Annotated in this window: 13 protein-coding genes; 4 read left to right on the forward strand and 9 right to left on the reverse strand. The window is 65.3% G+C overall.

Going from position 1 to position 16,291, the window contains the following annotated elements; translation table 11 throughout:
* Positions 1–32: 32 nt before the first annotated feature.
* Entirely contained in the window at positions 33–3,638 is a 3,606-nt protein-coding gene (gene mfd, locus ABD088_RS02560) for a transcription-repair coupling factor (protein ID WP_343899877.1), read from the reverse strand.
* A 137-nt stretch (positions 3,639–3,775) separates the two neighbouring features.
* On the opposite strand from mfd, the gene ABD088_RS02565 reads away from it, so the two are divergent.
* From ABD088_RS02565 to nhaA, 3 genes are all read left to right on the forward strand, one after another.
* Positions 3,776–4,276, forward strand: coding sequence for a DUF2505 domain-containing protein (locus tag ABD088_RS02565; protein ID WP_343899878.1), 501 nt, complete (start codon positions 3,776–3,778; stop codon positions 4,274–4,276).
* A gap of 5 nt (positions 4,277–4,281) precedes the next feature.
* Positions 4,282–4,782, forward strand: a complete 501-nt coding sequence (locus ABD088_RS02570) for a VanZ family protein (protein ID WP_343899879.1) — start codon at positions 4,282–4,284, stop codon at positions 4,780–4,782.
* A gap of 102 nt (positions 4,783–4,884) precedes the next feature.
* The gene (gene nhaA, locus ABD088_RS02575) at positions 4,885–6,204 is read left to right on the forward strand and encodes a Na+/H+ antiporter NhaA (RefSeq protein ID WP_343899880.1); all 1,320 of its coding nucleotides are present in this window, start codon (positions 4,885–4,887) and stop codon (positions 6,202–6,204) included.
* Positions 6,205–6,207: 3 nt separating this feature from the next.
* Here the strand turns inward: nhaA and sufU are convergent, their stop codons facing one another.
* From sufU to glmU, 6 genes are all read right to left on the reverse strand, one after another.
* Positions 6,208–6,675 (reverse strand): Fe-S cluster assembly sulfur transfer protein SufU, encoded by a 468-nt coding sequence (gene sufU, locus ABD088_RS02580; protein WP_343899881.1) that lies wholly within the window; start codon positions 6,673–6,675, stop codon positions 6,208–6,210.
* Complete coding sequence (locus ABD088_RS02585; protein ID WP_343899882.1) at positions 6,672–7,997, reverse strand: aminotransferase class V-fold PLP-dependent enzyme; 1,326 nt, start codon at positions 7,995–7,997, stop codon at positions 6,672–6,674. Before ABD088_RS02585 ends, sufU begins: the two co-directional genes overlap by 4 nt.
* A gap of 282 nt (positions 7,998–8,279) precedes the next feature.
* Positions 8,280–8,861 carry an aminoacyl-tRNA hydrolase gene (pth, locus tag ABD088_RS02590; protein WP_343899883.1) on the reverse strand — a complete coding sequence of 194 codons (582 nt, stop codon included), beginning with the start codon at positions 8,859–8,861 and terminating at the stop codon, positions 8,280–8,282.
* 17 nt (positions 8,862–8,878) lie between these two features.
* Entirely contained in the window at positions 8,879–9,502 is a 624-nt protein-coding gene (locus ABD088_RS02595) for a 50S ribosomal protein L25/general stress protein Ctc (protein ID WP_343899884.1), read from the reverse strand.
* Between the two features lie 265 nt (positions 9,503–9,767).
* Positions 9,768–10,748 (reverse strand): ribose-phosphate diphosphokinase, encoded by a 981-nt coding sequence (locus tag ABD088_RS02600; protein ID WP_343899885.1) that lies wholly within the window; start codon positions 10,746–10,748, stop codon positions 9,768–9,770.
* An 87-nt stretch (positions 10,749–10,835) separates the two neighbouring features.
* A complete protein-coding gene (gene glmU, locus ABD088_RS02605) occupies positions 10,836–12,296 on the reverse strand; it encodes a bifunctional UDP-N-acetylglucosamine diphosphorylase/glucosamine-1-phosphate N-acetyltransferase GlmU (protein WP_343899886.1) in 1,461 nt (486 codons plus the stop codon).
* Between the two features lie 362 nt (positions 12,297–12,658).
* Here glmU and ABD088_RS02610 point away from each other — a divergent pair, with 362 nt between their 5' ends.
* Entirely contained in the window at positions 12,659–13,849 is a 1,191-nt protein-coding gene (locus ABD088_RS02610) for a DUF1972 domain-containing protein (protein ID WP_343899887.1), read from the forward strand.
* A 72-nt stretch (positions 13,850–13,921) separates the two neighbouring features.
* Here the strand turns inward: ABD088_RS02610 and ABD088_RS02615 are convergent, their stop codons facing one another.
* Positions 13,922–14,368 (reverse strand): FAD synthase family protein, encoded by a 447-nt coding sequence (locus ABD088_RS02615; protein WP_343899888.1) that lies wholly within the window; start codon positions 14,366–14,368, stop codon positions 13,922–13,924.
* Between the two features lie 99 nt (positions 14,369–14,467).
* Positions 14,468–16,030 (reverse strand): sugar transferase, encoded by a 1,563-nt coding sequence (locus ABD088_RS02620; RefSeq protein ID WP_343899890.1) that lies wholly within the window; start codon positions 16,028–16,030, stop codon positions 14,468–14,470.
* Between the last annotated feature and the right edge of the window lie 261 nt (positions 16,031–16,291).

Raw genomic sequence — 16,291 nt, forward strand, 5'->3', positions numbered from 1 at the left:
CGTTGGGGCACCTCACCCGCACGCGGGTGCCGTCAGTCCTCGAACAGCGCCTCCAGCACCCCTGAGGCCCACGCAAGGATCTCGGCGTCGGCCAGGTCCCGCCCGCCAATCGGTGCCGTCTTCGGCTTGGGGATCAGCACCGCGTTCAGGGCCGGCTTGTTCTGCGCCCCCTTGTACATCCGATTCATCCGCAGCAGCTTCGACTCGGGCAGGTCGCCCGGCGCGAACTTGATGAAGTTGCCCTGCATCGCCACATCGCTCAGGCCCGCGGCTCGAGCCCTGACCCGGAAACGGGCGACCTCCACGAGGTTGACCACGGCAGCCGGCGGTTCCCCGTACCGGTCGACCAGTTCGGCGACCACCGCGTCGATGCCCTCCGGATCCGTGGCCGCCGCGAGCTTGCGATAGGCCTCCAACCGCAACCGCTCCCCCGGAACGTAGTCGTGCGGCAGGTGGGCGTTGACCGGCAGCTCGATCTTCATATCGGCGACCTTTTCCTCGGTCTCCCCCTTGAAGGTGGCCACCGCCTCGCCGACCAGCCGGATGTAGAGGTCAAACCCGACACCGGCAATGTGGCCCGATTGCTCGCCGCCGAGCAGGTTGCCCGCCCCACGGATCTCCAGGTCCTTCATGGCCAGCTGGAATCCGGATCCCAGCTCATTGTGCGCCGCCACGGCCCTCAACCGCTCCAGGGCGACCTCGCCCAACGGCTTCTCGGCATTCCAGAGGAAATAGGCATAAGCCCGGTCGCGGCCACGTCCCACGCGCCCACGCAGCTGGTGCAGCTGGCTCAGCCCGTAGTTGTTGGCCCGGTCCACGATCAGCGTGTTGGCGTTGGAGATATCCAGCCCGGTCTCGATGATCGTGGTGGAGACCAGCACATCGAACTTCTTGTCCCAGAAGTCCACGATGATCTGCTCCAGCTTCGCCTCACTCATCTTTCCGTGGGCCACCTCGACACGTGCCTCCGGGACGATTTCACGCAGCTTCGCGGCCACCGAGTCGATCGATGAGACGCGGTTGTGGACGAAGAAGACCTGGCCTTCGCGCATGAGCTCCCGGCGGATCGCCGCCGAGACCTGTTTGTCCGTATGCGGGCCCACATAGGTGAGCACGGGATGGCGTTCCTCCGGTGGGGTCGCCAGCGTGGAGGTTTCACGGATGCCGGTCAGCGACATCTCCAGGGTGCGCGGGATCGGAGTCGCCGACATGGACAGCACGTCGACGTTGGTGCGCATCTGCTTCAGCGCTTCCTTGTGCTCGACACCGAAGCGCTGTTCCTCATCGACGATCACCAGGCCCAGGTCCTTGAACTCGACTTCCTTGGACAGCAACCGGTGCGTACCCACAACCACGTCGATGGACCCGTTCTTCAGCCCCTCGACGGCTTCCTTGGCCTCCTTGGCGGTCTGGAAGCGCGAGAGCGAGGCGACCCGGACCGGGAAACCGGAGAACCGGTCGGAAAACGTCTCGACATGCTGGCGGGCCAGCAACGTCGTGGGCACCAGCACGGCAACCTGCTTGCCATCCTGCACCGCCTTGAAGGCCGCGCGGACAGCGATCTCGGTCTTGCCAAATCCGACGTCGCCGGAGATCAGCCGGTCCATCGGGATCTCCCGCTCCATGTCCGCCTTGACCTCGTTGATGGTGGTCAACTGGTCGGGAGTCTCGATGAAGGGGAAGGCCTCCTCCAGTTCGGACTGCCAAGGGGTGTCCTTGCCGAACGCGTGCCCGCGTGAGGCCATCCGGGCGGAGTAGAGACGGATGAGGTCCGCGGCGATCTCCTTGACCGCTCGACGGGCCCTGGACTTGGTATTCGACCAGTCACTGCCACCCATCTTGGACAACGCCGGCGTCTCCCCGCCGACGTAGCGGGTGACCTGGTCCAGCTGATCGGTCGGCACGAAGAGCCGGTCACCGGGTGCCCCGCGCTTGGAGGGGGCATATTCGAGCACCAGGTATTCGCGCATGGACCCCGTGGTGCCACCGACCTTGCGCTGGATCAGCTCGACGAACCGGGCGATGCCGTGTTGTTCGTGGACCACGAAGTCGCCTTCAGTCAGCTGCAGCGGATCCACCGCGTTGCGCCGCCGGACGGCGAGCTTCCGGCTGGACTTCGCCGAGTAGGCACTCGAACGGCCCAACAGGTCGGCCTCGGTGAGCAACCCGAGTTTCAACGAGTCGAACACGAACCCGCGCCCGGCGACCGCCGTCGTGATCTCGATGAGCCCCGCGGTGGGGGTGTCATCAACGGAGTCGACGCGGTGGCAGGGGATGCCTGCGTCGTGGAAGAGCTCGGCCAGCCGTTGGGCCGGGCCGGGGCCGTCCGTGGCCACCACGACGCGCCAGTCATCGCGCACGCGGGACCCGATGAATTCCATCATTTCGGCAACTTCACCCTGATAGCCGCGCGGTTCGCGGGCCGCCACGTTCAGCGAGTCGATGTCCAGTTCCACGTCGCCATCACGGGTCAGCGAGGTGATGGACCACCAGCTGACCTGCGAGGCCAACGCCGTGGCACGCGTTTCCGCCAGGGTGGAAAAGTTTCCGGCATCCAGGGCAGCCCCGACGCCCTCGGCCTGCATCAGGTCCACCGGAGCTGCCCCACCGTCGGAGGCAGTGGACCAGGCGGCGGCGAGGAACTCGGCGTTGGTCTCGGCCAGATCGTGGGCCCGTGCCCTGACCCGCTCGGGCTCCATCACCACTGCCACCGAATCCGCCGGCAGTTCCCCGACGAATGGCACCATCGAATCGACCAACAACGGCGCCAGGGACTCCATGCCCTCCACGGCGATGCCGCCGGCGATCTTCTCCAGCATGTCGGCCGCTGCAGGCATCCCCGCTTTCAGCTTGGCAGCACGGGACATGACTGCAGGGGTGATCAGCAGTTCCCGGCAGGGCGGGGCATAGAGGACGCTGGGGTCGGCGATCCCGCCCTCGGCCTTGTCCGCCTTGGAGAAGGAGCGTTGGTCGGCAACCGAGAACCAGCGCATTGATTCGACCTCGTCACCGAAGAAGTCGATGCGTATGGGGTGGTCCTCCGTCGGGGGGAACACATCGAGGATGCCGCCACGCACGGCGAATTCCCCCCGGTGGGTGACCATGTCCACCCGCGCGTAGGCGGCGTCCGCCAGTTCCTGGACGAGGGCGTCGAACGGCTTTTCCCCACCGGTGGCCAGCCGGACCGGGGCCAACTCCCCCAGCCCCTGGGCCAGTGGCTGCACCACGGCGCGAATGGGTGCGACCACCACCTTCAGTGGCCCACCGGTTTGTTCAGGATGGGCAAGCCGGCGCAGCACATTCAGCCGCCGCCCCACGGTGTCCGAACGTGGGGAGAGCCGCTCGTGCGGGAGGGTCTCCCAGCTGGGGAACTCCTCGACCTCCCCGTCGGGCAGGTAGGCGCGCAGCGCCCCGACCAGTTCCTCGGCCTCGCGTCCGGTGGCCGTGACGGCCAGGACGATCCCCTGGCCCGCAGCCAGCCCATCGACGACCTCGGTGACCAGGGCGGCCCGCAGCCCGGCGGGAGCAGCGACTTCCAGGTCCTGGCTCCGTGCGCTGAAATCCTTCGACGCATAGGTGCGAACGCGCGCGTAGGACGGATCGGCGGCCAATGCCGCACGGAGGCCAGTGAGGGCCATGGGGTTCCTTCCGGGAAACAGCACAAAAGCCCGGCATCCACAAGGAGGCCGGGGTGGATCCCAGCCTACCGCGATTCGAGCACCCAGCACGTAGCATGGAGACCGATACCACCACCCCCGATTCTCGAGGAGAACTTGTGGCCCTGAACGCCTCCACCACGCTGCCCCACCCCGTCGAAGCCGTCGTCGACGTGCTGACCCGCCCTGACTTCGTCGAGCACGTCAGCCAGCGCGCCGGCGCCACCCTGACGGACTTCACGGTCTCCGGCCCGGTCAGCGGCGCCTTCACCACCACGACTGCCCGAACCATGCCGACCGACCGGTTTCCCGACATGGTCAAGAAGTTCGTGGGCCAGACGCTGAACGTCACCCAGCACGAATCCTGGTCGGACCCCGCAGCCAATGGCAGCCGGACCGTGGATGTCTCGGTCGATATTGCCGGTGCCCCCGTCAAGGTCAAGGCAGTGCAGAAGCTGGTGGCTGCCTCCGGGTCCACCACGATCGAGCTCACCGGCGATGTGTCCTCCTCCATCCCGTTCCTGGGCGGGAAGATCGCCGCAACTGCGGAGCCGTACCTCGCCAAGGCGTTGAACCTGCAGGCCTCCGAGGCCAAGAAGTGGCTCGACCAGCAGGACTAGGCTTCGTGGCGCTGCAGGCCGGCCAGCCGTTGGCCGGAATGTTGCCGCGTCGCCAGCAAGTCTTTTATCTGGTGGCCCCGGCGGTCCTCTACTTGGCTGCCGTGTTGCTCATCGTGTTCTGGCCGGTCCCCGTGGACCGGCCAGTGCAGGGCGGTTTGGGCCGTGGGCTCACCTGGTGGCACGACCACGGTGTCCCGGAGTGGGTGGACTATGGCCTGGTCGAATGGCTGGCCAACGTGGTCATGTTCGTTCCCTGGGGTGCCTTTGGCGCTGCCGTCCTGGCCCCGCGCCGTTGGTGGCTGGTCGCGCTGGCAGCACTGTTGGCCAGTTCCACCATCGAGATGGCACAGCTGGTCCTGCTCACCGCCCGTTTCGCTTCCCTGGCCGACGTTGCGGCCAACACCCTGGGGGCAATTCTGGGTGTGCTCCTGTGTGCGGTGACCTTTCCTGCGGTCGTCGCCTCCGTGCGTCGCCGCTATGGAACCGGGACGACGCCACCGTCATGATTTGTGTCGGCCCCCACGCGCCACGATAAGCTCGATCATGGTGAGCCGGGAAGTCTGGTCGGCAATGACTCAACCATGCCCACTCGAAATCGAGGTTCTTCAATGACCAAACCCGCCCGCAATACCATCTTGGGCCGCGGCAGCTACCTCGAATCCTTGCGTATCGGAGAAATCCTGCGCACGGAGACCATCGGCGGCCTCGTCCTCATCGTGGCGGCGGCCGTCGCCATTATCTGGGCGAACACCCCCTGGGGGGACAGCTACTTCGCCCTCCGCGATTTGCACCTCGCTGTGCCCATACCAGGCCTCGACCTCAACTTAAGCTTGGGACACTGGGCGTCGGACGGCCTGTTGGCCGTGTTCTTCTTCCTCGTCGGGCTCGAACTGAAAAAGGAATTCGTCATCGGCGACTTGCGCGACTTCAGCCGCGCGATCGTCCCGGTCACGGCAGCCTTCGGCGGTGTGCTGGTTCCGGCTCTCATCTACTTTGCCCTGAACGTCGGTGAGGGTGGCACCACCCTGCATGGGTGGGCGATTCCCACCGCAACGGATATTGCGTTCGCCGTCGCTGTCCTGGCCGTCATCGGCTCCAGTCTGCCCTCACCCCTGCGGATCTTTCTGCTCACGCTGGCGGTCGTCGATGACCTGATCGCCATCGTCATCATTGCTTTCGTCTACACGGACGATCTGGATTTCCTGTTCCTCGGCCTGTCCCTTGTCCCACTGCTGCTGTTCTTCGTCATCGCCAACCGGTTCCAAAAATACTTCGCCACCCGGCGATGGACCGCATGGGCCATCCTGCTGCCGTTGGGCATCATCACGTGGGCCTTCGTCCATGAATCCGGCATCCATGCCACGATCGCTGGCGTGCTTCTGGGCTTCTCCGTGCCGGTTCGCCGACGGGACGAACGCGACGGTACCGGCCTCGCGGAGCGCTTCGAGCACCGCTTCCGGCCCCTGTCATCGGGAATCTGCGTGCCGATCTTCGCTTTCTTCTCCGCAGGTGTCGCCCTGGGCGGCGCCGAAGGTATCGCCAAGGCCCTGACGGATCCGGTGGTGTGGGGCATCATCGCCGGGCTCGTCCTCGGCAAACCCATCGGCATCTTGGGATCAACCTTCCTGCTCACCAAGACGCGGCACGCGAATCTGGACCCAGCAATCCGTTGGGCGGACCTGCTCGGCGTGACACTCTTGGCAGGCATCGGGTTCACTGTCTCGCTGCTGGTTTCCGAATTGAGTTTCGGGCTCGAGTCCCCCCACTACGAGCACGCCAAGGTCGCCATCCTGACCGGTTCCTTGCTGGCAGCGGCGTTGGGCGCTGCATGGCTGATTCCGCGCAACCGTCGCTACAGACAGCTTGAGACAGAAGCCCAGCGGGACGACAACGCCGACGGCATCCCCGACGTCTACGAGCAGGATTAGGGACTAGCCCTTCTGGCCGCCCTCCGCATCGGCGGCGGCCAGGGCCTGCTCCGCTGCCACCCAGGCGAGCATCGCGCACTTGACCCGGGCGGGGAAGCGGGAAACGCCGGCGAAGGCCGCGGCGTCGCCGAGGACCTCCTCGTCGGCTTCGACGCTGCCGCGCGAGCGCATGACGGTACGGAACTGCTCGGCGAGGGCCACCAGCTCTTCCCGGGTTTCACCGGCGGCCAGGTCGACCAGCACGGAGGCGGAAGCCATCGAGATGGAACACCCGTCTCCCTCCCAGCTGATCCGCTGGATGGACTCCCCCACAGTTTCGACCCGCAGGCGGATCTGATCGCCGCAGACCGGATTGTGCTGGTGTGTCTCGCCCCAGGAGTGCCCGGGTTCGGGATCGACGAGGCCTTCGCCGTTGCGGCGCTTGGAGTGGTCCAGGATGATCTGCTGGTACAGCTGTTCCAGATCGCTCATGCGCCCACTCCGAAGAACCCACGGACATCGGCCACCGCGCCCAGGAAGGCATCGACGTCGTCGTCGGTGTTGTAGAGGTAGGTGCTCGCCCGGGTGCTGGCGGTGACCCCGAGTGCACGGTGCAGCGGCTGGGCGCAGTGGTGTCCAACGCGTACGGCGACGCCACGGCTGTCCAGGAACTGGCCGACATCGTGCGGGTGGACCCCGGGGATGTCGATGGTGGCGGTGCCGATCCGTGCGGCGCCGGCCGGACCGAGTTGGCGGACCCCGGGAATCGAGGCGAGCCCGGCAGCCATCCGCTGCCCCAGGTGCTCCTCCCAGGCCGCGATGCGGTCCATCCCGACCTCATCGAGGTAGTCGATCGCCGCGGCGAGGGCCACTGCCTGGGAAATGCGCTGTGTGCCGGCCTCGAAGCGTGTCGGGGCCTCGAGGAATTCGGCGCGTTCCATCGTCACCGTGGTGATCATGGAGCCGCCGGTGAGGAACGGCGGCATGGCGTCGAGCAGTTCCCGCCGCCCGTAGAGTGCACCGATGCCGGTGGGGCCGAGCATCTTGTGCCCGGAGAAGGCCATGAAGTCCACGTCCAGCGCCTTCACGTCCACCGGCAGGTGTGGGACGGACTGGCAGCCGTCCAGGACCGTCAGCGCGCCGACGGAGCGGGCCAGTTCCACGAGGGCCGCGACGTCGACGACGGTTCCCAACACGTTGGATACGTGGGTGAAGGCCAGGATGCGGGTGCGGGGGCCGACGAGTCCTGCCGCCTGGTCCATCCGCAACGCGCCGTCGGCGTCGACGGGAATGTACTTCAAGGTGGCTCCGGTGCGGAAAGCCAGCTCCTGCCAGGGGATGAGGTTGGCGTGGTGTTCGAGCTCGGTCACCAGGATCTCGTCGCCAGGACCGAGAGCGAATGGGCGGGCTGCCTCCCCACCCCGGCCTGCGCTGGCGTTGGAGCAGGAATAGGTCAGGAGGTTCAGTGCCTCGGTGGCGTTCGAGGTCCAGACAATTTCTTCGGTGGCGGCGCCGATGAACCGCGCTGTCTTCTCGCGGGCTTCTTCGTAGATGTCGGTGGCCTCGACGGCGAGGGTATGCGCGCCGCGGTGGACCGCGGCGTTGAAGTTCTCGTAGAAGTGCTGCTCGGTGTCCAGGACCGACTGCGGTTTCTGCGACGTCGCTCCGGAATCCAGATAAACCAGGGGCAGGGAGTTCACGGTGCGTTCCAACAAAGTGAAGTCACCGCGCAGTCTGCGCACTTCGGTGTTGTCCAGCGGGGTCAGCGCCGGTTCGGTTTCTGTTGCCCCGTGGGGTCCGGTAACTGTTTCCACGTACGTCGCGTCCTTGGATCGGGGATGTTCGTCGGGGCGGACCCCGTGGATTCCGCAACGAATCCATGACGTAATCATCGCACGCACCCCGGGTCCACTTCATGTGAGTCACGCCTAACCGCGGGAGTGTTCCGGGCATGAAAAAAGGGACCGGTAGCGGGATGGGGGTGGCCCAGTCTCAGAGGCCGCCCGCTACCGGCCCCGTTCAAGGGAGCCGTAAGGCATGGATCGATGTTATGTGAAATTCTTGTCAAATAAAAATCAAGCGCTTACGGCTGTGGATTACGCCCCATGGAACTTCTGCTGCGCTGCCTCCAGCCCCTCGCGAATGAGCAGTTCCGCGGCATCCGCGGCCTCATCCCGGAGGAACGGCAGTTCCTTGCGCTCGGTGGTGCCGAAGTCCCGGAGGACGAAATCAGCGGTGTCCATCCGTCCGGGCGGTCGACCGACGCCGACCCTGACGCGATAGTAGTCCCTCGACGAAAGGGCCTTGGAGATGTCGCGTAGCCCGTTGTGCCCCCCTTCTCCCCCGCCGAGCTTCAGCTTGATGGTGTTGAAGGGAATATCGATTTCGTCATGAATCGCAACAACGTGCAATGGGTCGATATCGAAGAAGCGTGCCAGTCCCGCGACCGGGCCGCCCGAAACGTTCATGTACGTCTGGGGTTTGGCCAGCACGAGTCGCGGTCCGCCGATCCCGAGGCGCCCCTCGAGGACCTGGGCGTTGGACTTGTGCGCTTTGAAGGACCCGCCGATGCGGCCGGCGAGTTCGTCGAGGACCATCTGGCCCACATTGTGTCGGTTATGGGCGTAGCCGGGCCCGGGGTTTCCGAGCCCGGCTACGAGCCAGGTGTTGCTTGCCATCAGGGCAGGAGGTTTCCCTACTCTGCGGAGGCGGCGGAGGCGGCCTCACCCTCGGCGCCGGCGGTTGCGGTCTCGTCGTCGGTCGAGCCCAGGTCCTGGACCTTCGGCTCGTCGACCGTGGCGATGACGGTATCGGCGTCGATGAGCAGCTCAGTGCCGCGCGGCAGGACCAGGTCGGAGGCCAGCACATGCTCGCCCACTTCGCGGCCATCGACGTTCACGGTGACCTGCTCAGGCAGGTTGGTGGCGTCGGCTTCGACGGACACCGTGTAGTGGTCCACGTCCAGAACGGCGCCGGGGGCGACTTCACCCTCGATGTGCACGGTCACGTCCACGGTGACCTTTTCGCCCTTCTTCACGGTCAGCAGGTCGAGGTGGTCTACGGTCTGGCGCAGCGCGTGGCGCTGGACATCCTTGACCAGGGCGAGGTGGGTTTCGCCTTCGACGTCGATGGTCAGCAGCGCGTTGGAGACGCGAAGGGCCAGCGTGGTCTCCTGGATCGGCAACAGGATGTGGATCGGCTCGGCGCCGTGGCCGTAGATGACTGCGGGAACCTTGGCCTCGCGGCGGGCGGTGCGGGCAGCGCCCTTGCCGAAGTCGGTGCGAAGCTCTGCAGGCAGGGTGACCTTGTCGTGCGTCATGGGTATCTCCTGGGTGGTGTGGCTGTTGCGGTCTGCCCGGACAGATCGTGGACCGGACACCGTACGAAGCCAATCCCGCAGGATGGACGCCGAGGGGCGTTGGGCCTTGTCGATCACGGAACGTGCGGATTCACATCCGGCAGTTCCCTCGCCTGGGCACTGCAGAACAGTTTAGCAGCCCGGGAGCGGGTCTCCGACCGGAGACGACGCAGCCCCCTTCCCCCGAGGGGGAAGAGGGCCGTGATCCGCCGTCGTGCTTTTGTGGCTATGCGTTGCCGTCGAAGAGGCTCGTGACGGAGCCGTCCTCGAAGACCTCCTTGATCGCGCGGGCGATCAGCGGGGCGATCGAGAGCACGGTGAGCTGCTGGAAGCGCTTGGCGTTGGGGATCGGCAGCGTGTTGGTCACGACGACCTCGCGGGCTCCCGATTCGGAGAGGCGCTGCGCTGCCGGGTCGGAGAGGACCGCGTGGGTTGCGGCGATGATGACGTCCTTGGCACCGGCATCCTTGAGCACGCGCACCGCCCCGGAGATGGTGCCACCGGTGTCGATCATGTCGTCGATGAGCACGCAGGTGCGTCCCTCGATCTGGCCGACGACGGTCTTGGAGACCGCCTGGTTGGGCACGGTGAGGTCGCGGGACTTGTGCACGAAGGCCAACGGGGCACCGCCCAGGCGCTCGGCCCACTGTTCGGCAACACGGACGCGCCCGGTGTCCGGGGAGACGACGGTGACATTGTCGGCCTCGACGCGGGTGCGGATGTAGTCGGCCAGCAGCGGGATGGCGAAGAGGTGGTCAACGGGGCCGTCGAAGAAGCCCTGGATCTGCGCGGTATGCAGGTCCACGCTCATGACCCGGTCGGCACCGGCCGTCTTGTAGAGGTCGGCAACCAGCCGGGCGGAGATCGGCTCGCGACCGCGGCCCTTCTTGTCCTGGCGGGCGTAAGGGTAGAACGGCGAGACCACGGTGATGCGGCGGGCGGAGGCGCGCTTCATCGAATCGATCATGATCAGCTGTTCCATCAACCAGTTGTTCAACGGCGCCGGGTGGGCTTGGATGACGAAGACGTCCTTGCCGCGCACGCTCTCCCCCGAGCGGACGTAGATCTCCCCGTTGGCGAAGTCGTAGGCGGACATGGGCAGCAGCTCGGTCTCGAGTGCCGCCGCAATCTCCTCGGCCAGCTCCGGGTGTGCGCGGCCGGATGCCAACACCAGCTTCTTGTCGACGTTGTGGCTCAGTTCGCTCATGTGTTCACTTTCTCACTTGTGAGGGGGTTCGTGCGGTCTGGTCGGGGTGGATGGAGCGGTTCGTGGCGTGAAGTTGAGGTCGGTCGGCTAGCCGGCGGACGGGGTCGGGCTGGCGTGGCCCAAGGCGGATGCTGCGGCTTGGGCGGCCGGGCTGCCCGGGCGCTTGGCCGCGGTCCAGCCCTCCTTGTTGGCTTGGGGTGCCACGGACAGGGCCAGGGCACCTGCCGGCACGTCTTTGCGGACGATCGCACCGGCGGCGGTGTAGGCACCATCGCCGACGGTGACCGGGGCGATGAAGACAGTGTTGGAACTGGTGCGGACGTGGGAGCCGATGGTCGTGCGGTGCTTGTTGACGCCGTCGTAGTTGGCGGTGATGTTGCCGCAGCCGATGTTGGTGTATTCACCGATCTCGGCGTCTCCGGCGTAGCCCAGGTGGGAGAGCTTGGAGCCGCGACCGACCGTGACGTTCTTCGTTTCGTAGAAGGCGCCGATCTTGCCGGCCTCCCCAAGCTGGGTCTTCGGCCGCAGGTAGGCGAACGGCCCCACGGAGGCACCGGCCCCGATGTCGGAGGACGTGACGTCGCTGCGCTTGACCTCGGCATTCTGTCCAACGTGGGTGTCGACGAGCGTGGTGTCGGGGCCAACGACCGCGCCCGTGCCGATGGCGGTCGAGCCGTGCAGCTGGGTTCCGGGCTTGATGGTGACGTCCGGGGACAGTGCGACGGATGCGTCGATCCACGTGGTGTCCGGGTCGATGATGGTCACACCGGAGCGCATCCACCCCTCCAGAATGCGGCGGTTCATCTCCTTGCCCAGCGCAGAGAGCTGGACGCGGTCGTTGGCGCCTTCGACCTGCCAGCGATCGGACGTCACCACGGCGGCGACGCGTCCGCCACCTGTCCGGGCGATGCCCAGCACGTCTGTCAGGTACATCTCGCCCTGCGCGTTATCGGTGGTGACGCTCGAGAGCGCGTCTCTCAGCACCTCGGCGTCGAAGGCATAGATGCCGGAGTTGACCTCATGAATCGCGCGCTGGTCCTCGCTGGCGTCCTTGTGCTCGATGATGCCCTCGACGGTCCCGTCCGTGGCGCGGACGATGCGGCCGTAGCCGGTCGGGTCGGAGAGCTCTGCGGTGAGGACGGTGACGGCGTTGCCCTCGGATTCGTGCGCGGTGACCAGTTCGCCGATCAGTTCGGTGGTCAATAGCGGCACGTCGCCGTAGGTGACAACGATGGTGCCTTCAAGGTCCGCTGGTAGCTGGTCCAAGCCAACTTGCACGGCACGGCCCGTACCAGGGATCTCGTCCTGGTCGGCGATGACGATGCCGGGTTCGATGTCCAACAGGTGTTTGACCACGATGTCGCGTTCGAAGCGAACCACGGCCACCAGGCGCTCGGGATCCAGGCCCTTGGCGGCTGCGATCGCATGACCGACCATGGAACGGCCACCGATCTCGTGGAGGATCTTCGGCTTGGCCGATTTCATCCGGGTTCCGGCCCCTGCTGCGAGGACGATGACGGCGGCCGGTGTCGTGGCTTCCACGCTCAAGTTCTGAACTCCCTGCGGTGTTGGCGATTCGGTGCCGGCGCTTGGCCGGGCCACGCCAGTCTACCGCCTTGGCTTGCCCTGCGGTTCCCGACCGACAGACGCCCCAGACCTCCCCCGTAGGGGCCCAAGTATGGAAATCAACAATTCGAGTATGGGCCTCGGCTCCCCCGCGGTCCTTTGCTGCATAGCCTCAGGCTGAGGTGCACTCACATGCGCCCGAAGCCCCGCGGACCTGGACCGGATTCCGGTAAACGCCGGGCCGTTCACCGCGGGCCGCGGTGCGCAACATGTGCGCACTGTTCCATCGTGGGAACCGCCCTCTCTAGGACGCGGCGCCTGCAAAAGATCGACTGGGGAGATCAATGTCGAAAAAGCCAGGCCGTTCGTCGGCTCCACTATCCATAGCGCTCATGGGTACCCGTGGCGTTCCTGCCCGCTATGGCGGATTTGAGACCGCCATCGAAGAGGTTGGCCGCCGTCTCGCCGACCGCGGCCACGAGGTCGTGGTGTACTGCCGCGTCCCCGAGGGAACCACCGAAAAGCCCCGTGAGCATCTGGGCATGAAATTGGTCCACCTTCCGGCCATGCGCCGGCGGACCCTTGAGACCTTGAGTCACACGGGGCTGTCCGCGGCCCACTTGCTGACCCACCGCACGGAGACGGCCATCGTCTTCAACGCAGCCAACTCCCCCTGGTTGCCGCTGTTGCGTGCAGCCCGGATCCCCGTGGCGACGCATGTCGACGGTCTGGAGTGGCAGCGTGCCAAGTGGGGGCCCATGGGCAGCCGCTATTACCGGGCGTGTGAATCAATGGCGGTTCGTTGGTCGGACGCGCTCATCGCGGATGCCGAAGGCATCGCCCAGTACTACACGGAAGAATTCAATACCCCCACCAGCTTGATCACCTATGGTGCTCCGATCCTTCCTGCCCGGGCTGCGACGCGGCTGGCCGAACTGGGGCTCGAAGCTGGCAAGTACCATCTAGTGGTCGCGAGGTTTGAACCGGAGAACCACGTTGACGTCATCGTCGACGGCTATGTCCGCAGCGCTTCGTCCCTGCCCTTGGTGGTTGTTGGATCAGCGCCCTACAGCGACGCGTACACCGAAAAGGTCCATGCCCTGGCCGATGACCGTGTGCGGTTCATCGGCGGTTTGTGGGACCAGGAACAGCTGGACCAGTTGTATGCGAACGCTGCCGTCTATTGGCACGGCCATTCCGTCGGGGGTACCAACCCGTCACTGCTCCGCGCTTTGGGCGCCGGGACAGCAATCAATGCCTTTGATGTGGGGTTCAACCGGGAAGTCCTCCGTTCGGCCGGTTCCTACTTCAGCACGGCGGAGGACATCCCTGCGCTGGTCCAGGCCGCCGAGTCCGCCCCGGAGAAGACTGCGGAACGAGCTGCCCAGTCATTGGTTGAAGCCCGACGCTACGACTGGGACATCGTGACCGACGAATATGAACGGTTGTGCTTCGAGCTCCGCGATCGAATCCACCGGCCCTCCGGTGCCCCTCGACGCAAGGCTTCTGAAGGCCGCCGCCTCGCCATGAACTAACGGCAAACAAAGATTCCCGGGAGTGAGCCACGTCGGCTCCCTCCCGGGAATCTTTTTAAGGTCTGTTGTGGATCAGGTTCCGCTGAGTTCGGTCATGGGTCGGCGGCTGAGCGCCTGCAGCGCCTCGCGCAACTTCGTCGATGACGTGTGCATCGTATACGGGAAGTACTGGACCTCTACGTTCACTTCCGCAAAGCGGCGTTCAAGCTCCAGCCCCTTGGGCGTGCCGCGCCAATCATCGCCTTTGAAGAAGATATCGAAGCCAACCTGCTTCCAGGTATCGATACGATCGGGCTCCGTCTCCGCCACTGCACGGTCAACACAATCGAGGCTGCCCACGATTTCCAGCCGCTCCTGAAGCGGAACCACTGGCTCCACGCCTTTGGTGCTCAAGCAGAGCTCGTCGGAGACGACACCGGCGATCAGGTAGTCGCAGCGGGCCTTTGCCATGCGCAAGATGTTGAGGTGCCCGACGTGGAAGAGATCAAAGGCTCCTGCTGCGTAGCCAATCCGTGTCATGAATTGGTCCTTTCGATTATGGGCTGGCCTCCATGGGCCAGCTGGGTGTCAGTTCTCGGGGCATCGAGCCGTGTCCGAGCCCGCGTCTGGCGGGGAGGGTCAGTACGCACCGGACGGCGCGACCATGACCTTGAACGTGCGCCACATGATCATCAGGTCACCGGTGACGGACCAGTTCTCCACGTAGTACAGATCAAGGCGAACGCTTTCTTCCCAGTCCAGGTCGGACCGGCCGTTGACCTGCCACAGTCCGGTGACACCGGGCTTGATGTAGAGCCGTCGATGCGTATACCCCTCATAGGCTGCGACTTCGATGGGAAGTGGGGGGCGCGGACCAACCAGCGACATGTCCCCCTTGAGGACGTTGAAGAACTGTGGCAGTTCGTCCAAGGAGTACTTGCGCAACCACCGTCCGACTCGGGTCACCCGGGGATCATGCTTGAGCTTGAACAGGGGGCCGGCACCTTCATTGAGGCTTTGCAGGTCCGCCAGATCGCTCTCGGCAGTTGAAACCATGGACCTGAATTTATACATCATGAAAGCTTCGCCCCGACGGCCGGTGCGCTCCTGCGCGAAGAACACGCCTCCCGGTGAATCCCGATGGATGAGTAGGCCGATGACCAGGAATGCAGGTGCCAACGCGATCAAGGCAATGGCCGACAACAGGATGTCCATCGCGCGCTTGATGACATGACGCAGTCCGGTGAAGGTCGGCAATTCGACGTGCATCAAGGGGAGGCCTTCAACGGGGCGCATGCTGATGCGCGGACCGGCCACATTGGTCAAGGAGGAGACCATGATGATCTCGGTCCGTGCCCGTTCGAGACGCCAGCCCAAGTCCTGGATCGCCCGGCGACCTCCGGGGAGCGCTCCCGCAACAACCACCGCGTCAGCACCCAAGCGACTGACATAGTCCTCGATTTGTGCCCCGCCGTGGATGACGGGGAGGGCAGGGTTTGTCGCGCGAATCAGGCTCTCGGCATCGGGATCGGATGCCCCTTCCACCACTACGCCGACCACTCGGTAGGCCGCCCCCGTCTTTTTGGCCAGCTGGCGCACCACATAGGGGGCGTCCTTGGCCTGACCGTAGACCACGACGTCGCTCAAGGCACGGCCCAAGGCACGTTGTCCTTGGAGCCAGTGCCTCCAGCTCCACCGGCCCAGCAGGAGTGCAAGTAGTCCTGTCGGCAAGGTCAGCACGACGAACACGCGAAGTCCGGTATCCGTGCCCAGGAGGGCTATGACGGCGAGGAAGCCGGCCAAGGCACAGGTTGCGTCGACGACTGCCTTGTATTCGAAGACACCAATGGCGATTCGTTCGGACGAACGGCTTTGGAACAGCTGCAAGCAGATCATCCAGCATGCCGCGACTCCCAGAGCCAGAAGCGTCATGCGTTGACCGCTGGCGGCTTCTGCCGAAATCGACCCGGAGATCTGGGCCAAGTACGCCCCAAACGGGCCGCCGTTCTCAGGTGCCAGACGCGCCACCAGCCCGGGAACCGAAACTGCTGCCAAGATCAGGACGGCGTCGGTCACCAGCAGCCGGCGGCGATACCTACGACGCCAGTGGACAGCAGTCGGGCGTGCACGCTCCGCGGTGCGCGACCAGGGTGCGAGGGAATCAATGCCAGTACTGGTCATGCGTTCACTCAGCTGCGACATGGGTTTCCTCCGTGTCGACTGCTGAATGGCTGCGCATTTCGTTGCCCCAGCAAGTGGAAGCGTGAGCGCTCATTTGTTTTCCCCCCGTTGTGTTCCAAGCCAGTGACTGGCCCAGATCCGCGCCAGCAAGGGCCACGTTAGGATGCGATCAAGTCGCGCACACGAGTGGCCAGCTACTCGTTTTGGCCTCACTCCGCGCTCGGGAAAACAGGCCTGTACTCAATCCGTCAACCGGGGGTACACGGACCACTTGGTAGTCGT

This window comes from Arthrobacter rhombi, from assembly GCF_039526245.1.
Lineage (GTDB): Bacteria > Actinomycetota > Actinomycetes > Actinomycetales > Micrococcaceae > Arthrobacter_H > Arthrobacter_H rhombi.